Source organism: Mycobacterium sp. (assembly GCF_035274705.1).
Lineage (GTDB): Bacteria > Actinomycetota > Actinomycetes > Mycobacteriales > Mycobacteriaceae > Mycobacterium.
Genome location: NZ_DATENY010000068.1, coordinates 78,128 through 93,916, shown reverse-complemented (window position 1 = coordinate 93,916; position 15,789 = coordinate 78,128). Strand labels below are relative to the sequence as shown.

Genomic DNA, 15,789 nt, shown 5'->3' with positions numbered 1-15,789 from the left:
CTCGACGGCGGGAATCTGCCTGTCGAGGTAATTCATATCGCTCTTCTTGGCTGCACGGAGTTGTCGCATCAAAGAGATGATCCGTTCGCATCTTTTGGCTTCTGCGGCCAGGTCGTCATGTGGAGCATATGGCAGCCGCTCTCTCGGCCATGAATCAGAAAACGCTGCAGAATCTTTGAGCAGTCCATCGAGCTTTGTGGCCTGCCGCTTGGTTGAGAGCTGGCTGACCCCGTACCTCAATCCCACCAACGCGATGAACAGGGCGACGAAGACAAGCCAAGTTGTGGGATTCGTAGGCACGTAAGAACCGACTGCCAACCAGTGTGGGTCAATCAGTCCTCGCATGCGGAAAGTGTAGGCATCGTAGGAACCGCCCAATGGAGAGAGAGGACCGCCTCATACCGCTGCGTTGGACCGGAATTCGTGCCCCAGGTACGTAGTCAGGCGGTCGCTACGTCGATTGGACGCCGTGATACCGGCAGGCTTTCCAATCGACGCCCCGGCGAAGGAAGTCGATGTCGAGGGTCTTCGCGTCCTCATGGTTGGCCGCCAGGAACCGGACGTTCGCGACCGCGTCATCGCCGGTGACGTCGACCGAGTTAATGGTGATCTGCGTCGGTCCGTCCGATTTTCGGCTCTGATACCAACCTGCTTCGTAGCCGTTGGCGCGCAGCATGTCCGGACACACATGCGAGGAGAATCCGGCGAAGTCGGACCTGTTGTACGAACTGTTCATACCGTCCAGCACTGCGCGGACCTGGTTTTCGTCCGTGGCCGCCGGTGTCGGGCGAGGCGCCGCCAACAACACTGCGACGATGGTCAGCGCGGCGGCAAAGAGTGCGCAGCCTGCGATAAGGAGCCCATTGCGAGCGGTCAAGCTCATTGACTAAGCCTTACGGATGTTCGACCGGGCGCCGGGTCGACGCGCCGAATGGGACCTTCGGCATCCCGTGGCAGGCCTTGCAGCCCTACGGGAAAACTGGACAAAAAAGTTAAACTTGAGCGGAACAGACTCAACCTTGACGACGTTGAACAACGCGACGAGGCTTTTTCTAGACGAATGGAGGTGTCGTGGACTCGTTCAACCCGACGACCAAGACCCAGGCTGCGCTGACCGCGGCGTTGCAGGCGGCAAGCTCCGCCGGCAACCCGCAGATCGTGCCGGCCCACCTATTGATGGCACTGCTCACCCAGAACGATGGCATTGCCGCCCCCCTGCTGGAGGCCGTCGGCGTCGAACCCGCGACCATTCGCGCCGAGACGCAACGGCTCATCGACCGGCTGCCAAGCGCAAGCGGCGCCAGCTCGCAGCCGCAGCTGTCGCGTGAAGCGCTGGCCGCGATCACCACGGCCCAGAGCCTCGCCACCGAGATGGACGACGAGTACGTCTCCACCGAGCACCTGATGGTCGGCCTGGCCACCGGCGACTCCGACGTTGCCAAGCTGCTCAACGGCCACGGCGCCTCCCCGCAGGCACTGCGCGAAGCGTTCGTCAAGGTGCGCGGCAGCGCCCGGGTCACCAGCCCCGAGCCCGAGGCCACCTACCAGGCACTGGAGAAGTACTCCACCGACCTGACCGAACGCGCCCGTGAGGGCAAGCTCGACCCAGTTATCGGGCGTGACAACGAGATTCGTCGCGTCGTGCAGGTGCTCGCCCGTCGCACCAAGAACAACCCGGTGCTGATCGGCGAGCCCGGCGTGGGCAAGACCGCGATCGTAGAGGGCCTGGCTCAGCGCATCGTGGCCGGTGACGTGCCGGATAGCCTGCGCGACAAGACAGTCGTTTCGCTGGACCTCGGTTCGATGGTCGCCGGGTCGAAGTACCGCGGCGAGTTCGAGGAACGCCTCAAGGCCGTGCTCGACGACATCAAGAACTCCGCGGGCCAGATCATCACGTTCATCGATGAGCTGCACACCATCGTGGGCGCCGGTGCGACCGGCGAGTCCTCGATGGACGCCGGCAACATGATCAAGCCGATGCTGGCTCGCGGCGAGCTGCGGCTGGTCGGCGCGACAACACTCGACGAGTACCGCAAGTACATCGAAAAGGACGCCGCGCTGGAGCGGCGCTTCCAGCAGGTGTTCGTCGGTGAGCCGTCGGTCGAGGACACCGTCGGCATCCTGCGCGGCCTCAAGGAGCGGTACGAGGTGCACCACGGCGTGCGCATCACCGACTCCGCGCTGGTCGCGGCGGCCACATTGAGTGACCGCTACATCACCGCGCGGTTCCTGCCCGACAAGGCCATCGACCTGGTCGACGAGGCAGCCAGCCGCTTGAGGATGGAGATCGACTCCCGGCCCGTCGAGATCGACGAGGTCGAGCGGCTGGTCCGTCGCCTCGAGATCGAGGAGATGGCGCTGTCCAAGGAGGAGGACGAAGCCTCCAAGGAAAGGCTGGAGAAGCTGCGCGCCGAGTTGGCCGACCTCCAAGAAAAGCTAGCGAAGCTGACGCTTAGGTGGCAGAACGAGAAAAACGCCATCGACGTGGTCCGTGAGCTCAAGGAGCAGCTGGAGGAGCTGCGCGGTGAGGCCGACCGGGCCGAGCGCGATGGCAATCTGGAGAAGACCGCCGAGCTGCGCTACGGCCGCATTCCCGAGATCGAGAAGAAGCTCGATGCGGCGGTGCCTCAGGCCGAGGCGCGCGAGGGCGTCATGCTCAAGGAGGAGGTCGGGCCCGACGACATCGCCGACGTGGTGTCGGCATGGACGGGTATTCCGGCAGGCCGGATGCTCGAGGGCGAAACGGCCAAGCTGCTGCGCATGGAGGACGAGCTCGGCAAGCGCGTCGTCGGCCAGAAGAGGGCCGTGCAGGCGGTGTCCGATGCGGTGCGCCGCAGCAGGGCCGGGGTCGCCGACCCGAACCGTCCGACGGGTTCGTTCATGTTCCTCGGCCCGACCGGTGTCGGTAAGACCGAGCTGGCCAAGGCGCTGGCGGAGTTTCTGTTCGACGACGAACGCGCAATGGTCCGCATCGACATGAGCGAGTACGGCGAGAAGCACTCGGTGGCCCGCCTGGTCGGTGCGCCTCCCGGCTACATCGGCTACGACCAGGGCGGTCAGCTGACCGAGGCGGTTCGACGGCGGCCGTACACGGTGATCCTGTTCGACGAGATCGAGAAAGCCCACCCGGACGTGTTCGACGTGCTGCTGGCCGTCCTCGACGAGGGCCGGTTGACCGACGGTCAGGGCCGCACGGTCGACTTCCGCAACACGATCCTGGTCCTGACGTCCAACTTGGGGGCAGGCGGGACAGAGGAACAGGTGATGGCGGCGGTGCGCTCGGCGTTCAAGCCAGAGTTCATCAACCGGCTCGACGACGTGATCGTCTTCGATCCGCTCAATCCCGAGGAGCTGGTGCAGATCGTCGACATCCAGTTGCGGCAATTGGATAAGCGGTTGGCGCAACGCAGGCTCACCCTCGAGGTATCGCTGCCGGCCAAGAAGTGGCTGGCCGAGCGCGGATTCGACCCGCTCTACGGCGCCCGCCCGCTGCGTCGGCTGATTCAGCAGGCCATCGGCGACCAGCTCGCCAAGATGCTGCTGGCCGGCGACGTGCACGACGGCGATGTCGTACCGGTCAACGTCAGCCCGGACGGCTCCTCGCTCGTCCTGGGCTGAGACGGCTTTGTGATCCGCTTGAGTTCGGGTGAAACGGGCACCAACAAGTAGGCTAGGCGCGATGGTTCCCCTCTGGTTCACGCTGTCCGCGCTCTGTTTCGTGGGCGCGGCGGTGCTGCTGTACGTCGACATCGACCGTCGACGTGGGCTGGGCCGTCGGCGAAAGTCCTGGGCGAAGTCGCATGGCTTCGACTACGAGCACGAGTCGGCCGACATTCTCAAGCGCTGGAAGCGCGGCGTGATGTCGACCGTCGGTGATATCACCGCCAAGAACGTCGTGCTCGGGCAGATCCGCGGCGAGGCCGTCTTCATCTTCGACCTCGAGGATGTCGCGACGGTCATCGCGCTGCACCGCAAGGTCGGCACCAACGTCGTCGTCGACCTGCGGCTCAAGGGCATCAAAGAGCCGCGGGAGAACGACATTTGGCTGCTCGGCGCGATCGGCCCGCGGATGGTGTACTCCACCAACCTCGACGCAGCGCGTCGCGCCTGCGACCGGCGGATGGTGACGTTCGCCCACACGGCACCCGACTGCGCCGAGATCATGTGGAACGAGCAGAACTGGACGCTGGTGTCGATGCCGGTCACCAGCACGCGCGCCCAGTGGGACGAGGGACTGCGCACCGTGCGGCAGTTCAACGACTTGCTGCGCGTTCTGCCGCCGGTCCCGCAGGCCCTCTCCGGCCAGGCCGTCGCCCGGCGTAGCGGCTCGCCGAGTCGTCCGCTCAAGCCGGGGCCTGCCCGTTCCGAGTTACCTCCCGGACGCGCCGACATGCCGCCGAGCCGAGCCGATGTCGGTCGCTACGCTGCGCCGCGCCCCGAAGGGGGTCGGCCCGAGCCGGTTCGACGTCCGCCGCCCCCGTCGCGCAACGGACGGCAGTCACCGCACTATCAGCGGTAGTTCTTCGCGAGCCTGTCCCCGGCTTCGCGTGGGCCCAGACAGATCGGCATTTGTGCGATTTTCGCGATCTGTCCGCAGTTTCGGCGGCCTCGGCGCCGTTGGCTACGCTCTAGGACATGGCACGCCCCGTCGCATTGATCACCGGACCGACGTCCGGGCTCGGGACGGGATTCGCCAGGCGCTACGCCATCGACGGCTATGACCTCGTACTGGTCGCCCGCGACATCGAACGCCTCGAGCGGCTCGCCGCCGAGCTGCACGACGAGGTCGGCGCGCAAGTGGAAGTGCTGGCCGCCGACCTGGCCGACGAGGCCGACCGCGCCAAGGTCGCCGACCGGCTCGCCGCTGGTGTTCAGGTCTTGGTGAACAACGCGGGTTTCGCAACGTCGGGCGAATTCTGGACCGCCGATTTCGCGGCGCTGCAATCCCAACTCGACGTCAACGTCACCGCCGTGATGCAGCTGACCCATGCGGCGCTGCCGCCGATGCTCGCGGCCCATGCGGGCACCGTCATCAACGTCGCCAGCGTCGCCGGGCTGCTGCCGGGCCGCGGGTCGACGTACTCGGCGTCCAAGGCCTGGGTGATCGCGTTCTCCGAAGGCCTGGCCAACGGCATGGAAGGCACCGGCGTCGGGGTGCATGCGCTCTGTCCGGGCTTCATCCACACCGAATTTCACGCGCGTGCCGGTATCGAAATGAGCGGCACACCGTCGTTTCTGTGGCTCGAGGTCGAAGACGTCGTCCGTGAAACCATGGCCGACGTCGCCAAAGGCAAGGTCGTCATCGTTCCCGGCCTGCAATACAAGGCTCTCACCGCGGGCGGCCGTGTCATTCCGCGAAACCTGGTGCGCGCCTTGACGAAAGTCGTTGGCAATGGCCGAAAAAGAACCTGAAGCCGCACTCAAGTTGTGCGCGCGCTAACCGCAACGCTGGCAGCGATCGTCGTCGTCGCGTCTGCGTGCTCCGGTGACGACAACCGTGGTGGCCCCTATTCCACCCAGGCCACGGCGATCGGTCAGTCGCAGTCGATCCTGGGCTGGAACATGTCGGTATCGAACCTTCGCTTCGACGGTGACTACGTCCTCATCGACGTGGACGCCTCCCCGTCGCAGAACGGCGGCGGGCACGCCAAACCCGAGGACGTGCGATTCGGCCTCTACGGCGCGCTGGCCCATCCGATCGAGGCCAGCGGTCTCACCGGCTGTAAGGATACGACGAGTCTTGCAGTGCAACCGCTTTCGGCGCCGATGCCCGACCGGCTCACGGGCACGGTGTGTTTGGGCCCGCTGCGTGACCATTCGCAGGTGCGCGGCGTCTACGCGTACTCGCCGCGCGATCGCATGCCCGGCACCACGGTCGGCTATCCCGCCGCATTCCCCGTCGGTGTGCCTGCGACCAACGAGAACGACACCGGCCTCGCGCTCAAGTCCACCAGCGTGGACGCATTTCGCGCCGACGGTGCGCAGCTCGACGCCACCGCACTGGGCGACCCTGCAGCGTTCTCGGGCAACGGCTACATGCTGCTCGGCCTCGAAATCGACGGTCTTGCAGAGCGATACCGCGACGACTCGGCTCGTCGCGGCGGCCCCATGATGGTGCTTGCGACGCCGACCCTGCCGCCTCCCGGGCTGAGCCACGCCTGCGACGTCTACGGCTCGTCAATACTCGTGCTGCCCGAGGCATCGCGCGCGGCCGTCCAGGTGCGCGCGTCGGTGTGCACACAGGGCGAGATCAACCAGGCGCTGCTCTATGCGACCGTGTCGATGGCCGCCACCCACGCCGCGCTGTGGACGACTCATGACTGAAGCCGGACCCACCGAATGGGGCGAAACCCCCGGCGTTGGGCCATGGCAGGGTCCCTTACCCGACGATCCGCGGTACGATCCGGCACTGCTCCGTGACGGCGATACCCGCAACGTCGTTGACGCGTACCGGTATTGGACCCGTGACGCGATCATCGCCGATATCGACACGCGCAGACATCCGCTGCATGTGGCGATCGAGAACTTCGGCAACGACGCCAACATCGGCGCCGTCGTGCGCACCGCCAACGCATTCGCCGTGCACACCGTCCACATCGTCGGGCGCCGTCGCTGGAACCGGCGCGGCGCGATGGTGACCGACCGCTATCAACGCCTGCAGCACCACGACTCCACCGCCGACCTGCTCGCCTTCGCGGCCGACGCCGGGCTCACGGTGGTTGCGGTGGACAACGTGCCCGGCGCGCAGCGCATCGAAGACACCGCTTTGCCCCGCGAGTGCCTGCTGATCTTCGGCCAGGAGGGTCCCGGCATCACCGACGACGCCAAGGCCTGCGCCGCCGTCACCGTGTCGATCGCGCAGTTCGGCTCGACGCGCAGCATCAACGCGTCCGTTGCCGCGGGAATCGCGATGCACACCTGGATCACTCAACATGGGGACATTTCGCGGGCCTGGTAGGGCAGGATCAACCATATGGATCAGGTTTGGGCCAATCGCGCGGCCAGTGCGGAAGCCGCGATTGCCAAGCGGCACCTAAAACGGATCTGGAAGTTGCCCGGCACGCAACTCGGTGTGGTGTCATGGCCGCCGACGCGGCACGACGCAGAGTTCCGCACCTGGCACTACTGGTGGCAAGCGCATCTGCTGGATTGCCTTGTCGACGCGCAGGTGCGGGACCCGCAACCCGATCGGGCCATGAAGATCACCCGCCAGATCCGCTCACATCGGCTGCGCAACACCGGATCCTGGGTCAACGACTATTACGACGACATGGCATGGCTGGCGATCGCGCTGGAGCGGGCTGCACGGCTGGCCGGCGTCGAGCGGCCGAAGGCGCTGAAAAAGCTCTCCGAACAGTTCCTCAACGCGTGGGTGCCCGAAGACGGCGGCGGCATCCCCTGGCGCAAACAGGACCAGTTCTTCAATGCGCCGGCCAACGGACCGGCGGGGATCTTCCTCGCCCGCTATGGCGACAGGCTGCGGCGCGCCCAGCAGATGGCCGATTGGATCGACGAGACGCTGATCGACCCCGAAACCCATCTGGTGTTCGACGGGATCAAGGCCGGCTCGCTGGTGCGGGCGCAGTACACGTACTGCCAGGGGGTGGTCATCGGCCTGGAAACCGAACTCGCAGTGCGCACCGACGACACCCGCCACGCCGAGAGGGCGCACCGCCTTGTGGCCGCTGTCAACGAGCACATGGCCCCCGACGGGGTGATCAAGGGCGCCGGCGGCGGCGACGGTGGCCTCTTCAACGGGATCCTGGCCCGATACCTGGCGCTGGTCGCCACCACGCTGCCGCAGAACGGCCCTGAGGATGCGACCGCCCGCGACACCGCGCGTTCGCTTGTGCTCAAGTCGGCGCAGTCCGCATGGGACAACCGCCAGACCGTCGACGACCTGCCGCTGTTCGGGCCGTTCTGGGAACGCGCTGCCGAGATACCGTCGGGCGGCGGGCGGCAAGCTCAATTCGTCGAGGGCGCGGTCAACGCGTCAGAGGTTCCCGAACGCGACCTGTCGGTGCAGCTGTCGGGCTGGATGCTGATGGAAGCTGCCCACGCAGTCACCGCCGCGAGCGGTGACACCGGCACAGACGCGTGACAGTCGGGCCACTGCCGCGGATCGTTCACTTGCTGCCGAGCCGGTTCAGCCGCGACCCCAAGGCCCCCGGTACTAAAGAGAACGCCGCCGCCGCGCTACTGCTGGCATTCACCGTCGCCGCGGTTCTGTGGGCGAATTCGCCATGGGCCGAGACATATTCGGCTCTGCTGGACACACACATGGGGTTCACGTTCGACGATCGGCAGTTCGAACTGACGGTCAAGCATCTGGTCAACGACGGCCTGATGACGTTCTTCTTCTTCATCGTCGGCCTGGAAGTCACAAGTGAGTTCGCCATCGGCGAGCTCACCGATCGCGCCAGGGCGGCGGTGCCCGTCGTCGCCGCGCTTGCGGGGCTGACACTTCCGGCCGTCATCTTCCTGCTCTTCAACCCATCCGGGGAGAACGCGCAGGCGTGGGGAGTGGTGATCTCCACCGATACCGCGTTCCTCATCGGCGCGCTCGCCATCATCAACCCCAAATTCCCTGCCCGGCTGCGGATCTTCCTGCTCACGCTGGCCGTCGTCGATGACATCGGCGCGCTGTGCGTGATCGCGCTGTTCTACTCCGACCGCATCCGCGTCGTTCCGCTGGCGTTCGCCATACTGCTGATCCTCGCGATCGCGTTGGTCCGGTACCTGCCCGTCGCCCGCGGCCCGGCGTACGCGTTGCTGGGCTTTGCGCTGTGGGTCGCGCTGTTCATGGCCGGTGTGCACCCGACGCTGGGCGGAGTTGTCGTCGCGTTGCTGATTCCTGTCTTCACACCCGAGCGTCAGCAAGTGGAGCAGACAGTCGACCTGATCCGAGCATTCCGGCAGTCGCCCAATTCGCAGTACGCCAGGGCTGCGACTCGTGGTCTGCGCGAATCGATTTCGATCAACGAGCGGCTGCAGATCGCGGTCGGCCCCTACGTGTCGTTCGTGGTGCTTCCGCTGTTCGCATTGGTCAATGCCGGGGTGCGGCTCGATGCGGAGAGCGTGAGGGGCGCGCTTGAGTCGACGTTGACGTGGGGAATCGTCGCTGGTCTGGTCGTTGGAAAGTTCGTCGGCATCACTGGGGCGACCTGGTTCATGCAGCGCACCGGGTTGGGGCAGCTCGCACCCGGGGGGCGGCTGCGCCGGGTCGCCGGTGGTGCTGCCCTGTCCGGAATCGGTTTCACCATTTCGCTTTTCATCGTCGACATCGCCATCACCGAGCCGACCCGGCAGGACCAGGCGCGTATCGGTGTCCTGCTCGCGTCGGTCATCGCGTTCCTCGCCGGATGGGCGATCTTCCGGGTCACCGACTGGCTGAGTCCGCCGGAACCGGTCGGGCTCAAGCTGATTCGACCGGTCGACCCCGATCGCGACCATATCCGCGGAAACCCCAATGCGCCGCTGACGCTGGTGGAGTACGGGGACTACGAATGCCCGTTCTGCAGCCGGGCCACCGGGTCCATCGACGAGGTGGTTGCGCATTTCGGCGACAAGCTGCGATACGTATGGCGCCATCTTCCGCTGGAGCGGGTGCACCCGCGGGCGTTCGACGCCGCCAGGGCGGCCGAGGCTGCGGGGTTGCAGGGCAAGTACTTCGAGATGGGACGGATGCTGTTCGCGAATCAGGACGATCTGGAGTGGTCCGATATCTATCGCTACGCCAACGCGATCGGGCTTGACCTCGAAAGGCTCGACCAAGACGTGCGTGTGCATCCGACGAAGGTGCTGCACCGGGTGCAGGACGATGCCCAGGATGCCGAGCTGATGGACCTGAACTCGACGCCGACGTTCTTCGTCAACGGACGGCGGCACAAGGGGCCGTGGGACTCCGCCAGCCTGATCCGGGCATTGGAGGCTTGAATTGCACCTGAGCGGCAGTTGATGCGATGCAACGGCGCGTCGAGCGGCGTCTCACATTGGATTCCCGAAGAGCGTCCGGGCGCCGTCGCCGATCTACTCCTCGACTGGTTCCGGCTTCACCCCGCGTGAGCGCCGCCGCTTGTACCACTCGATGAACATCGGCGTGACGGAAGCCAGCGCGATGAGAATGAAGATCGGCTCGAGCAGCTTCTGGATGACCTCGAACTGGCCGAGCCCGTACCCGAGCAGCGTCAGGCCGACGCCCCATACGACGGCGCCGATGACATTGAACAGCGTGAATGCGCCATAGCTCATCCGTGCCGCGCCTGCCGTGATCGGCGCCAGGGTCCGCACGATCGGCACGAAGCGGGCGAGCACGATCGCGAACGGTCCGCGCTCCTCGAAGAACGCATGGGCCTCGTCCAGATACCGCTGTTTGAGCACGCGAGCGTTGGGTTTGAACATCGCGGTGCCGAGGTAGCGGCCGATGAAGTACCCGACCTGTCCGCCCAGGACGGCGGCGATGGGGATGAACACCAGCAGCTGCCACAGCTGGAAGTCGGCCCGTCCTGCGGCGGCTGTTCCCGCAGCGAGCATGCCCGCGACGAACAGCAGCGTATCCCCTGGCAGAACCGGGAACAGCAAGCCCGACTCGACGAAGATCACCACCAGCAACCCCACCAGGGCCCAGGTGCCGAAATAGCCGATGAGCTTGATCGGATCCAGGAAGTCCGGCATGAGCGCCAGCTGGGTCGCAGCCGCCGAGAGGGCGGGGGTGGTGTCCATGGCCACCCAAGATACCGGCGCCTGCCTGAGAGGCCTCTGTACCGGGCTATGCCGAGCTGTCTGCGGCGATAAGGTCGGGCCATGGCCACCCACAAAGCCGTCCACGTTGCGTCCGCTCAAGCGCCACTGAATCTCGTCGACGTGGAAACGGAGCCGCCCGGCCCCGGCCACGTCCGCATCGCCGTCAAAGCGTGCGGTGTGTGCGGGACCGACCACGGGTTCGTCAACGGCGGCTTCCCCGGAATGACCTGGCCGCTCACACTCGGACATGAAATCGCCGGAACGATCGCCGAAATCGGCGACGGGGTCGAGGGTTTCACCGTCGGCGACCGAGTGGCCGTCGGCTGGTTCGGCGGTAACTGCAACCGCTGCATCCCCTGCCGCAAGGGTCAATTCATGCAGTGCGTGAACATGCAGGTCCCCAGTTGGCACTACCCGGGCGGCTACGCCGAATCGGTGACTGCGCCGGCCACCGCACTGGCACGCATCCCCGACGAACTGTCGTTCGCCGAGGCCGCCCCGATGGGGTGTGCCGGTGTGACGACCTACCACGCGCTGCGCAGGACCAGGGCCGTCGCGGGCGATCGGGTGGCCGTGCTCGGCATCGGTGGGCTCGGTCATCTGGGCGTGCAATGGGCCAGGGCGATGGGCTTCGAGACAATCGCGATCGCCCGAGGCGCAGGCAAGGAGGCCGACGCGCGTGAACTGGGCGCCCATCACTACGTCGATTCGACGGCCGGGGACGTTGCGGGCGCGCTGAAGGCTCTCGGCGGCGCGACGGTGGTACTGGCCACGGCGGCGAACTCCGCAGCGATGGCACAGACCGTCGGCGGGTTGGCGCCAGAGGGCGAACTGGTCATCATCGGCGTCACCGCCGACCCGCTGCCGATCGCGCCGATCCAGTTGATCAACGACGGGCTGTCCGTTACCGGTCACCCGTCGGGCACGTCGCGCGACGTCGAAGAGACGATGCATTTCGCGGTGCTGTCCGGGGTGCGCGCCGTGATCGAGGAGCGGCCATTGACCGAGGCAGCCGAGGCCTATGCGGCCATGGACGAGGGTAGGGCCCGCTACCGAATGGTGCTGACCGTCTAGGTCTTGAGATACTTGCGCTCACGACGCAGGTCAGCCGAGAGGAACTTTCATGCCCATTGCAACGCCCGAGGTCTACGCCGAGATGCTGGGCCGGGCCAAGGAGCATTCGTTCGCATTCCCGGCGATCAACTGCACATCGTCGGAGACCATCAACGCCGCGCTCAAGGGCTTCGCCGACGCGGGCAGTGACGGCATCATTCAATTCTCCACGGGCGGGGCGGAATTCGGCTCAGGCCTTGGCGTCAAGGAAATGGTGACCGGTGCCGTCGCGCTGGCGGAGTTCGCCCACATCGTCGCCGACAAGTACCCGATCACCGTCGCGCTGCACACCGACCACTGTCCGAAGGACAAACTCGATACCTATGTGAAGCCGCTGCTGGCCGTCTCGCAGAAGCGGGTCGCCGAGGGCCGTAACCCGCTGTTCCAGTCGCATATGTGGGACGGGTCGGCCGTGCCGATCGACGAGAACCTGGAGATCGCGCGCGAGCTGCTCAAGGAAGCGGCGGCCGCCAAGATCATCCTGGAGATCGAGATCGGGGTCGTCGGCGGCGAGGAGGACGGCGTCGCCCACGAGATCAACGAAAAGCTCTACACCAGCCCTGAGGACTTCGAGCAGACCATCGAGGCGCTCGGCGCCGGCGAGCACGGCAAGTACCTGCTGGCCGCGACGTTCGGCAACGTGCACGGCGTCTATAAGCCGGGCAACGTCAAGCTGCGACCCGACATTCTTGACGACGGTCAGAAGGTGGCTGCGAAGAAGCTCGGATTGCCCGACGGTGCAAAGCCTTTCGACTTTGTGTTCCATGGCGGATCGGGGTCGCTCAAGTCGGAGATCGAGGAAGCGCTGCGCTACGGCGTGGTGAAGATGAACGTCGACACCGATACCCAGTACGCGTTCACCCGTCCGGTCGCGGGGCACATGTTCACCAACTACGACGGTGTGCTCAAGGTCGACGGCGAGGTCGGAAACAAGAAGTTCTACGACCCGCGCACCTATATGAAGAAGGCCGAGGCGTCGATGTCGGAGCGCGTCGTCGAGGCGTGCAACGACCTGCACAGCGCCGGCCGGTCAGTCTCGGCGGGCTAGGGTCTTACCCGTGAAGCGCGCAATTCTGGTCGCCTGCACATTCGCGACGGTCATGGGATCGCTTGCCGTCGCCGCACCGGCCGGGGCCGACGGGTGCCCCTACGGCACGTTGCCGACCCGGTTCCCCGGGGTATGCAGCGCCGGTCAGGGAGGCGCGCCTCCGGCTCCGATCATCGTTCCGCCTAGCGGGCCCGACGCTTCGAGCACACCTCCGGGAAGCGCGTTTGCGACGGTGGACGGCATCCCGTGCAACCAGCAACACCTCGGCACCTGCATCGGCCTGTCGCAGCAGCCGTAACGTGCAGCCATGAGCAGCCGCGTGGCGGATTCCGCTACCGCCTCGCGGTCCAGGGTGGTGGCGTGGGCGTTATGGGACTGCGGCGCAACGGGTTTGAACGCCATCGTCATCACGTTCGTCTTCTCCGTCTACCTCACCGAGCAGGTGGGGTCGGGTCTGCCCGGCCCCACCACACCGACAAGCTGGCTGGGCCGGGTGCTGACGCTCGCGGGGCTGTGCGTCGCGTTATTGGCGCCGGCCACCGGAATCTGGGTCGACGGCCCGAATCGTCGCCGCACCGCACTCGCGGTGCTCACCGGCTTGGTCGTCGCGATGACGTCAGCGATGACCCTCATCCGGGCCGACTATCACTATCTGTGGCCGGGACTGGTTCTGCTGGCATGCACCGCGGCGTGCAGCGACCTGGCGACGGTGCCGTACAACGCCATGCTGAGGCACCTTTCAGCGGGGCAGAACTGGGGCCGGATCTCCGGGATTGGTTCGGCCGCAGGATATTTCGGCAGTGTGATGTTGCTGTTGATCCTGTATCTGGGCTTTATCGAGGGCGACGGCGACACCCGCGGCCTGCTGGGCCTCGCGGTGGCTGACGGCCAGCACATCCGTGCGGCGATGCTCCTGGCGGCGGCATGGTTCGCTTTGTTCGCGCTACCTCTACTGGTCTCCGTGCGCGCCCCCGACGCAGCGGAGGCGCGCCCGACTGTCGGTTTCCTTGGCGCCTACCGCGCGCTGTGGAACGAGGTGAAGGGCGAATGGCGACGTGACCACAACGTCGTCTACTACCTGTTGGCCAGCGCGGTGTTCAGAGACGGGCTGACCGGCATCTTCGCGTTCGGCGCGGTGCTAGGGGTCGGGGTGTACGGAATATCGCAGGCCGATGTCCTGGTGTTCGGGGTGTGCGCCAGCATCGTCGCCGCGATCGGCGCGGTGGCGGGCGGTCTGCTCGACGACCGAGTCGGCTCAAAACCCGTCATCCTCACCTCGCTCACTGCACTGGTCGCCACCGGGCTGGTCCTGTTGACGCTCTCCGGGGCGCTGGCGTTCTGGATCTGCGGACTCCTTCTGTGCCTGTTCGTCGGCCCAACTCTGGCCTCCGCGCGGGCGTTGATGCTGCGAATGTCCGCGGAGGGAAAGGAAGGGGTGGCCTTCGGGCTCTACACCACCACCGGGCGCGCGGTGTCGTTTCTGGCGCCGTGGATGTTCTTCACCTTTATCGACCTGTTCAACGCGGACCGGGCCGGGATGGGTGGGCTGTGCGTGGTGCTGACCGCAGGCTTACTGGCGATGACTGCGGTGCGGGTGCCCCGCACAGGCTCCTAGCTATTGGGAGCCTGGCAGATCTTCCACTGGTCGTCGCGGAACTGTAGATCGAAGCTGCGCGTCGAGCGGGTCTGCGGCGCATAGGCCATGAACGTGGTGACGTTGGCCTCGGCGTGGCCGCCGTTGACCACCACCTGATCGATGCTCGCGACGACTGGGTACTGCTTGGCCGCGGCCACCCGGGCGTGGGTGTCGGTCCAGGCGCGATCGTCGTAGTTGACGTAGCTGTCGCGCGTGGTGCCGCAGGTGATGCTGCGCAGCGTGGCCAGGTCGCCCCTCTGCACGGCGATGTCGAAGTTCTGGATCGTCGAGCGGACCTTGTCCTCCTCGGACGCCTTCGGCGTCGACCCGCGGGTCAGCAGCACCGTGCCGAGGATCGCGACCGCGGCCAGTGCGGCGATCACCAACACCAGCGCGATCACCCAGCCCCAGCTACGCCGCCTGCGTGCGGGCTTGGGCGCCTCGCCCCGCGCCGGAATATGCTGCGGCGCAACTATTTTCTGCTGAGCCACGGTTTCGGTGGGGAGCGGCGGCATGACCTCGGTGGCTGGCTCTGCGGGCGTGTCGATCTTCTGCGTCGAGCCTGCGTCGAACCCCGACGGTGCGGTGAAGCGCCGCTCCGCGGGCTTGTCTTCTTCGGGCTGCGCCAGCTCGGCTTGGGCCTCCGGTGACAGCAGGATCTCGGTGGCGGGCTCGTGGTCCGGTTGGGCTTCGGCCTGTTCCGTGGTGGCTGCGTCGTCGGCCGCCACCTCGGTGGGGTCGTCCGGCTGTTCAGGTCCTGATGGGTTCGACATCCCTGCTGCGGTTCCTCCCTCGCGACGCTACCGGCGAAGCGTAACGGCACAATGGGGCCATGACGCGGATGGGTGATCTCCTCGGACCGGATCCAGTACTGCTGCCCGGCGACAGTGCGGCAGAGGCCGAACTGGCTGCCGCCGAGAATCCCGCGATCGTTGCCGCGGCACACCCGACGGCGTCGGTGGCGTGGGCCGCGCTGGCCGAGGATGCGCTGGCCGACGACAAGCCCATCACCGCCTACGCGTATGCCCGCACCGGCTACCACCGCGGGCTGGATCAGTTGCGTCGCAACGGGTGGAAGGGCTTCGGCCCCGTGCCGTACAGCCACGAGCCCAACCGCGGATTCCTGCGGTGCGTGGCCGCATTGGCCCGGGCCGCGGACGCGATCGGTGAAACCGACGAATACCAGCGGTGCCTGGATCTGCTCGACGACTGCGATCCCTCAGCTCGTTCCGAACTCGGGCTTGGCTAG

The 15,789-nt window shown here is 66.3% G+C and carries 15 protein-coding genes; 12 read left to right on the top strand and 3 right to left on the bottom strand.

Annotated features, from left to right (window positions below):
- Positions 1–451: 451 nt before the first annotated feature.
- Positions 452–883, bottom strand: a complete 432-nt coding sequence (locus VJV41_RS16165; protein WP_325335417.1) for a transcriptional regulator — start codon at positions 881–883, stop codon at positions 452–454.
- A 188-nt stretch (positions 884–1,071) separates the two neighbouring features.
- Here VJV41_RS16165 and clpB point away from each other — a divergent pair, with 188 nt between their 5' ends.
- From clpB to nhaA, 7 genes are all read left to right on the top strand, one after another.
- Entirely contained in the window at positions 1,072–3,618 is a 2,547-nt protein-coding gene (gene clpB / locus VJV41_RS16160; RefSeq protein WP_325335415.1) for an ATP-dependent chaperone ClpB, read from the top strand.
- A gap of 61 nt (positions 3,619–3,679) precedes the next feature.
- On the top strand, positions 3,680–4,519 hold the full coding sequence (gene ttfA / locus VJV41_RS16155) for a trehalose monomycolate transport factor TtfA (RefSeq protein WP_325335413.1): 840 nt from the start codon (positions 3,680–3,682) through the stop codon (positions 4,517–4,519).
- Positions 4,520–4,635: 116 nt separating this feature from the next.
- The gene (locus VJV41_RS16150; RefSeq protein ID WP_325335411.1) at positions 4,636–5,412 is read left to right on the top strand and encodes an SDR family oxidoreductase; all 777 of its coding nucleotides are present in this window, start codon (positions 4,636–4,638) and stop codon (positions 5,410–5,412) included.
- A 15-nt stretch (positions 5,413–5,427) separates the two neighbouring features.
- A complete protein-coding gene (locus VJV41_RS16145; RefSeq protein WP_325335409.1) occupies positions 5,428–6,324 on the top strand; it encodes a hypothetical protein in 897 nt (298 codons plus the stop codon).
- On the top strand, positions 6,317–6,958 hold the full coding sequence (locus VJV41_RS16140; protein WP_325335407.1) for an RNA methyltransferase: 642 nt from the start codon (positions 6,317–6,319) through the stop codon (positions 6,956–6,958). Before VJV41_RS16145 ends, VJV41_RS16140 begins: the two co-directional genes overlap by 8 nt.
- A gap of 15 nt (positions 6,959–6,973) precedes the next feature.
- On the top strand, positions 6,974–8,101 hold the full coding sequence (locus tag VJV41_RS16135) for a glycoside hydrolase family 76 protein (RefSeq protein ID WP_325335405.1): 1,128 nt from the start codon (positions 6,974–6,976) through the stop codon (positions 8,099–8,101).
- 11 nt (positions 8,102–8,112) lie between these two features.
- A complete protein-coding gene (gene nhaA / locus VJV41_RS16130; RefSeq protein WP_325335480.1) occupies positions 8,113–9,936 on the top strand; it encodes a Na+/H+ antiporter NhaA in 1,824 nt (607 codons plus the stop codon).
- A 93-nt stretch (positions 9,937–10,029) separates the two neighbouring features.
- On the opposite strand, the gene VJV41_RS16125 is transcribed toward nhaA, so the two are convergent.
- On the bottom strand, positions 10,030–10,722 hold the full coding sequence (locus tag VJV41_RS16125) for a VTT domain-containing protein (RefSeq protein WP_325335403.1): 693 nt from the start codon (positions 10,720–10,722) through the stop codon (positions 10,030–10,032).
- Between the two features lie 81 nt (positions 10,723–10,803).
- Between VJV41_RS16125 and VJV41_RS16120 the strand changes: the two genes are divergently transcribed.
- Genes VJV41_RS16120 through VJV41_RS16105 form a run of 4 tightly spaced genes read left to right on the top strand, consistent with a single transcriptional unit; the run spans position 10,804 to position 14,519 of the window.
- The gene (locus tag VJV41_RS16120; protein WP_325335401.1) at positions 10,804–11,817 is read left to right on the top strand and encodes an alcohol dehydrogenase catalytic domain-containing protein; all 1,014 of its coding nucleotides are present in this window, start codon (positions 10,804–10,806) and stop codon (positions 11,815–11,817) included.
- A 49-nt stretch (positions 11,818–11,866) separates the two neighbouring features.
- Entirely contained in the window at positions 11,867–12,904 is a 1,038-nt protein-coding gene (gene fbaA, locus VJV41_RS16115) for a class II fructose-bisphosphate aldolase (protein WP_325335399.1), read from the top strand.
- 10 nt (positions 12,905–12,914) lie between these two features.
- Positions 12,915–13,202, top strand: a complete 288-nt coding sequence (locus tag VJV41_RS16110; RefSeq protein WP_325335397.1) for a hypothetical protein — start codon at positions 12,915–12,917, stop codon at positions 13,200–13,202.
- A gap of 9 nt (positions 13,203–13,211) precedes the next feature.
- A complete protein-coding gene (locus VJV41_RS16105; RefSeq protein WP_325335395.1) occupies positions 13,212–14,519 on the top strand; it encodes an MFS transporter in 1,308 nt (435 codons plus the stop codon).
- Here the strand turns inward: VJV41_RS16105 and VJV41_RS16100 are convergent.
- The gene (locus tag VJV41_RS16100; RefSeq protein WP_325335393.1) at positions 14,516–15,313 is read right to left on the bottom strand and encodes a DUF4878 domain-containing protein; all 798 of its coding nucleotides are present in this window, start codon (positions 15,311–15,313) and stop codon (positions 14,516–14,518) included. The two genes, VJV41_RS16105 and VJV41_RS16100, sit on opposite strands and share 4 nt — an antisense overlap.
- Before the next feature lie 59 nt (positions 15,314–15,372).
- On the opposite strand from VJV41_RS16100, the gene VJV41_RS16095 reads away from it, so the two are divergent.
- Positions 15,373–15,789 carry a DUF3151 domain-containing protein gene (locus VJV41_RS16095; protein ID WP_325335391.1) on the top strand — a complete coding sequence of 139 codons (417 nt, stop codon included), beginning with the start codon at positions 15,373–15,375 and terminating at the stop codon, positions 15,787–15,789.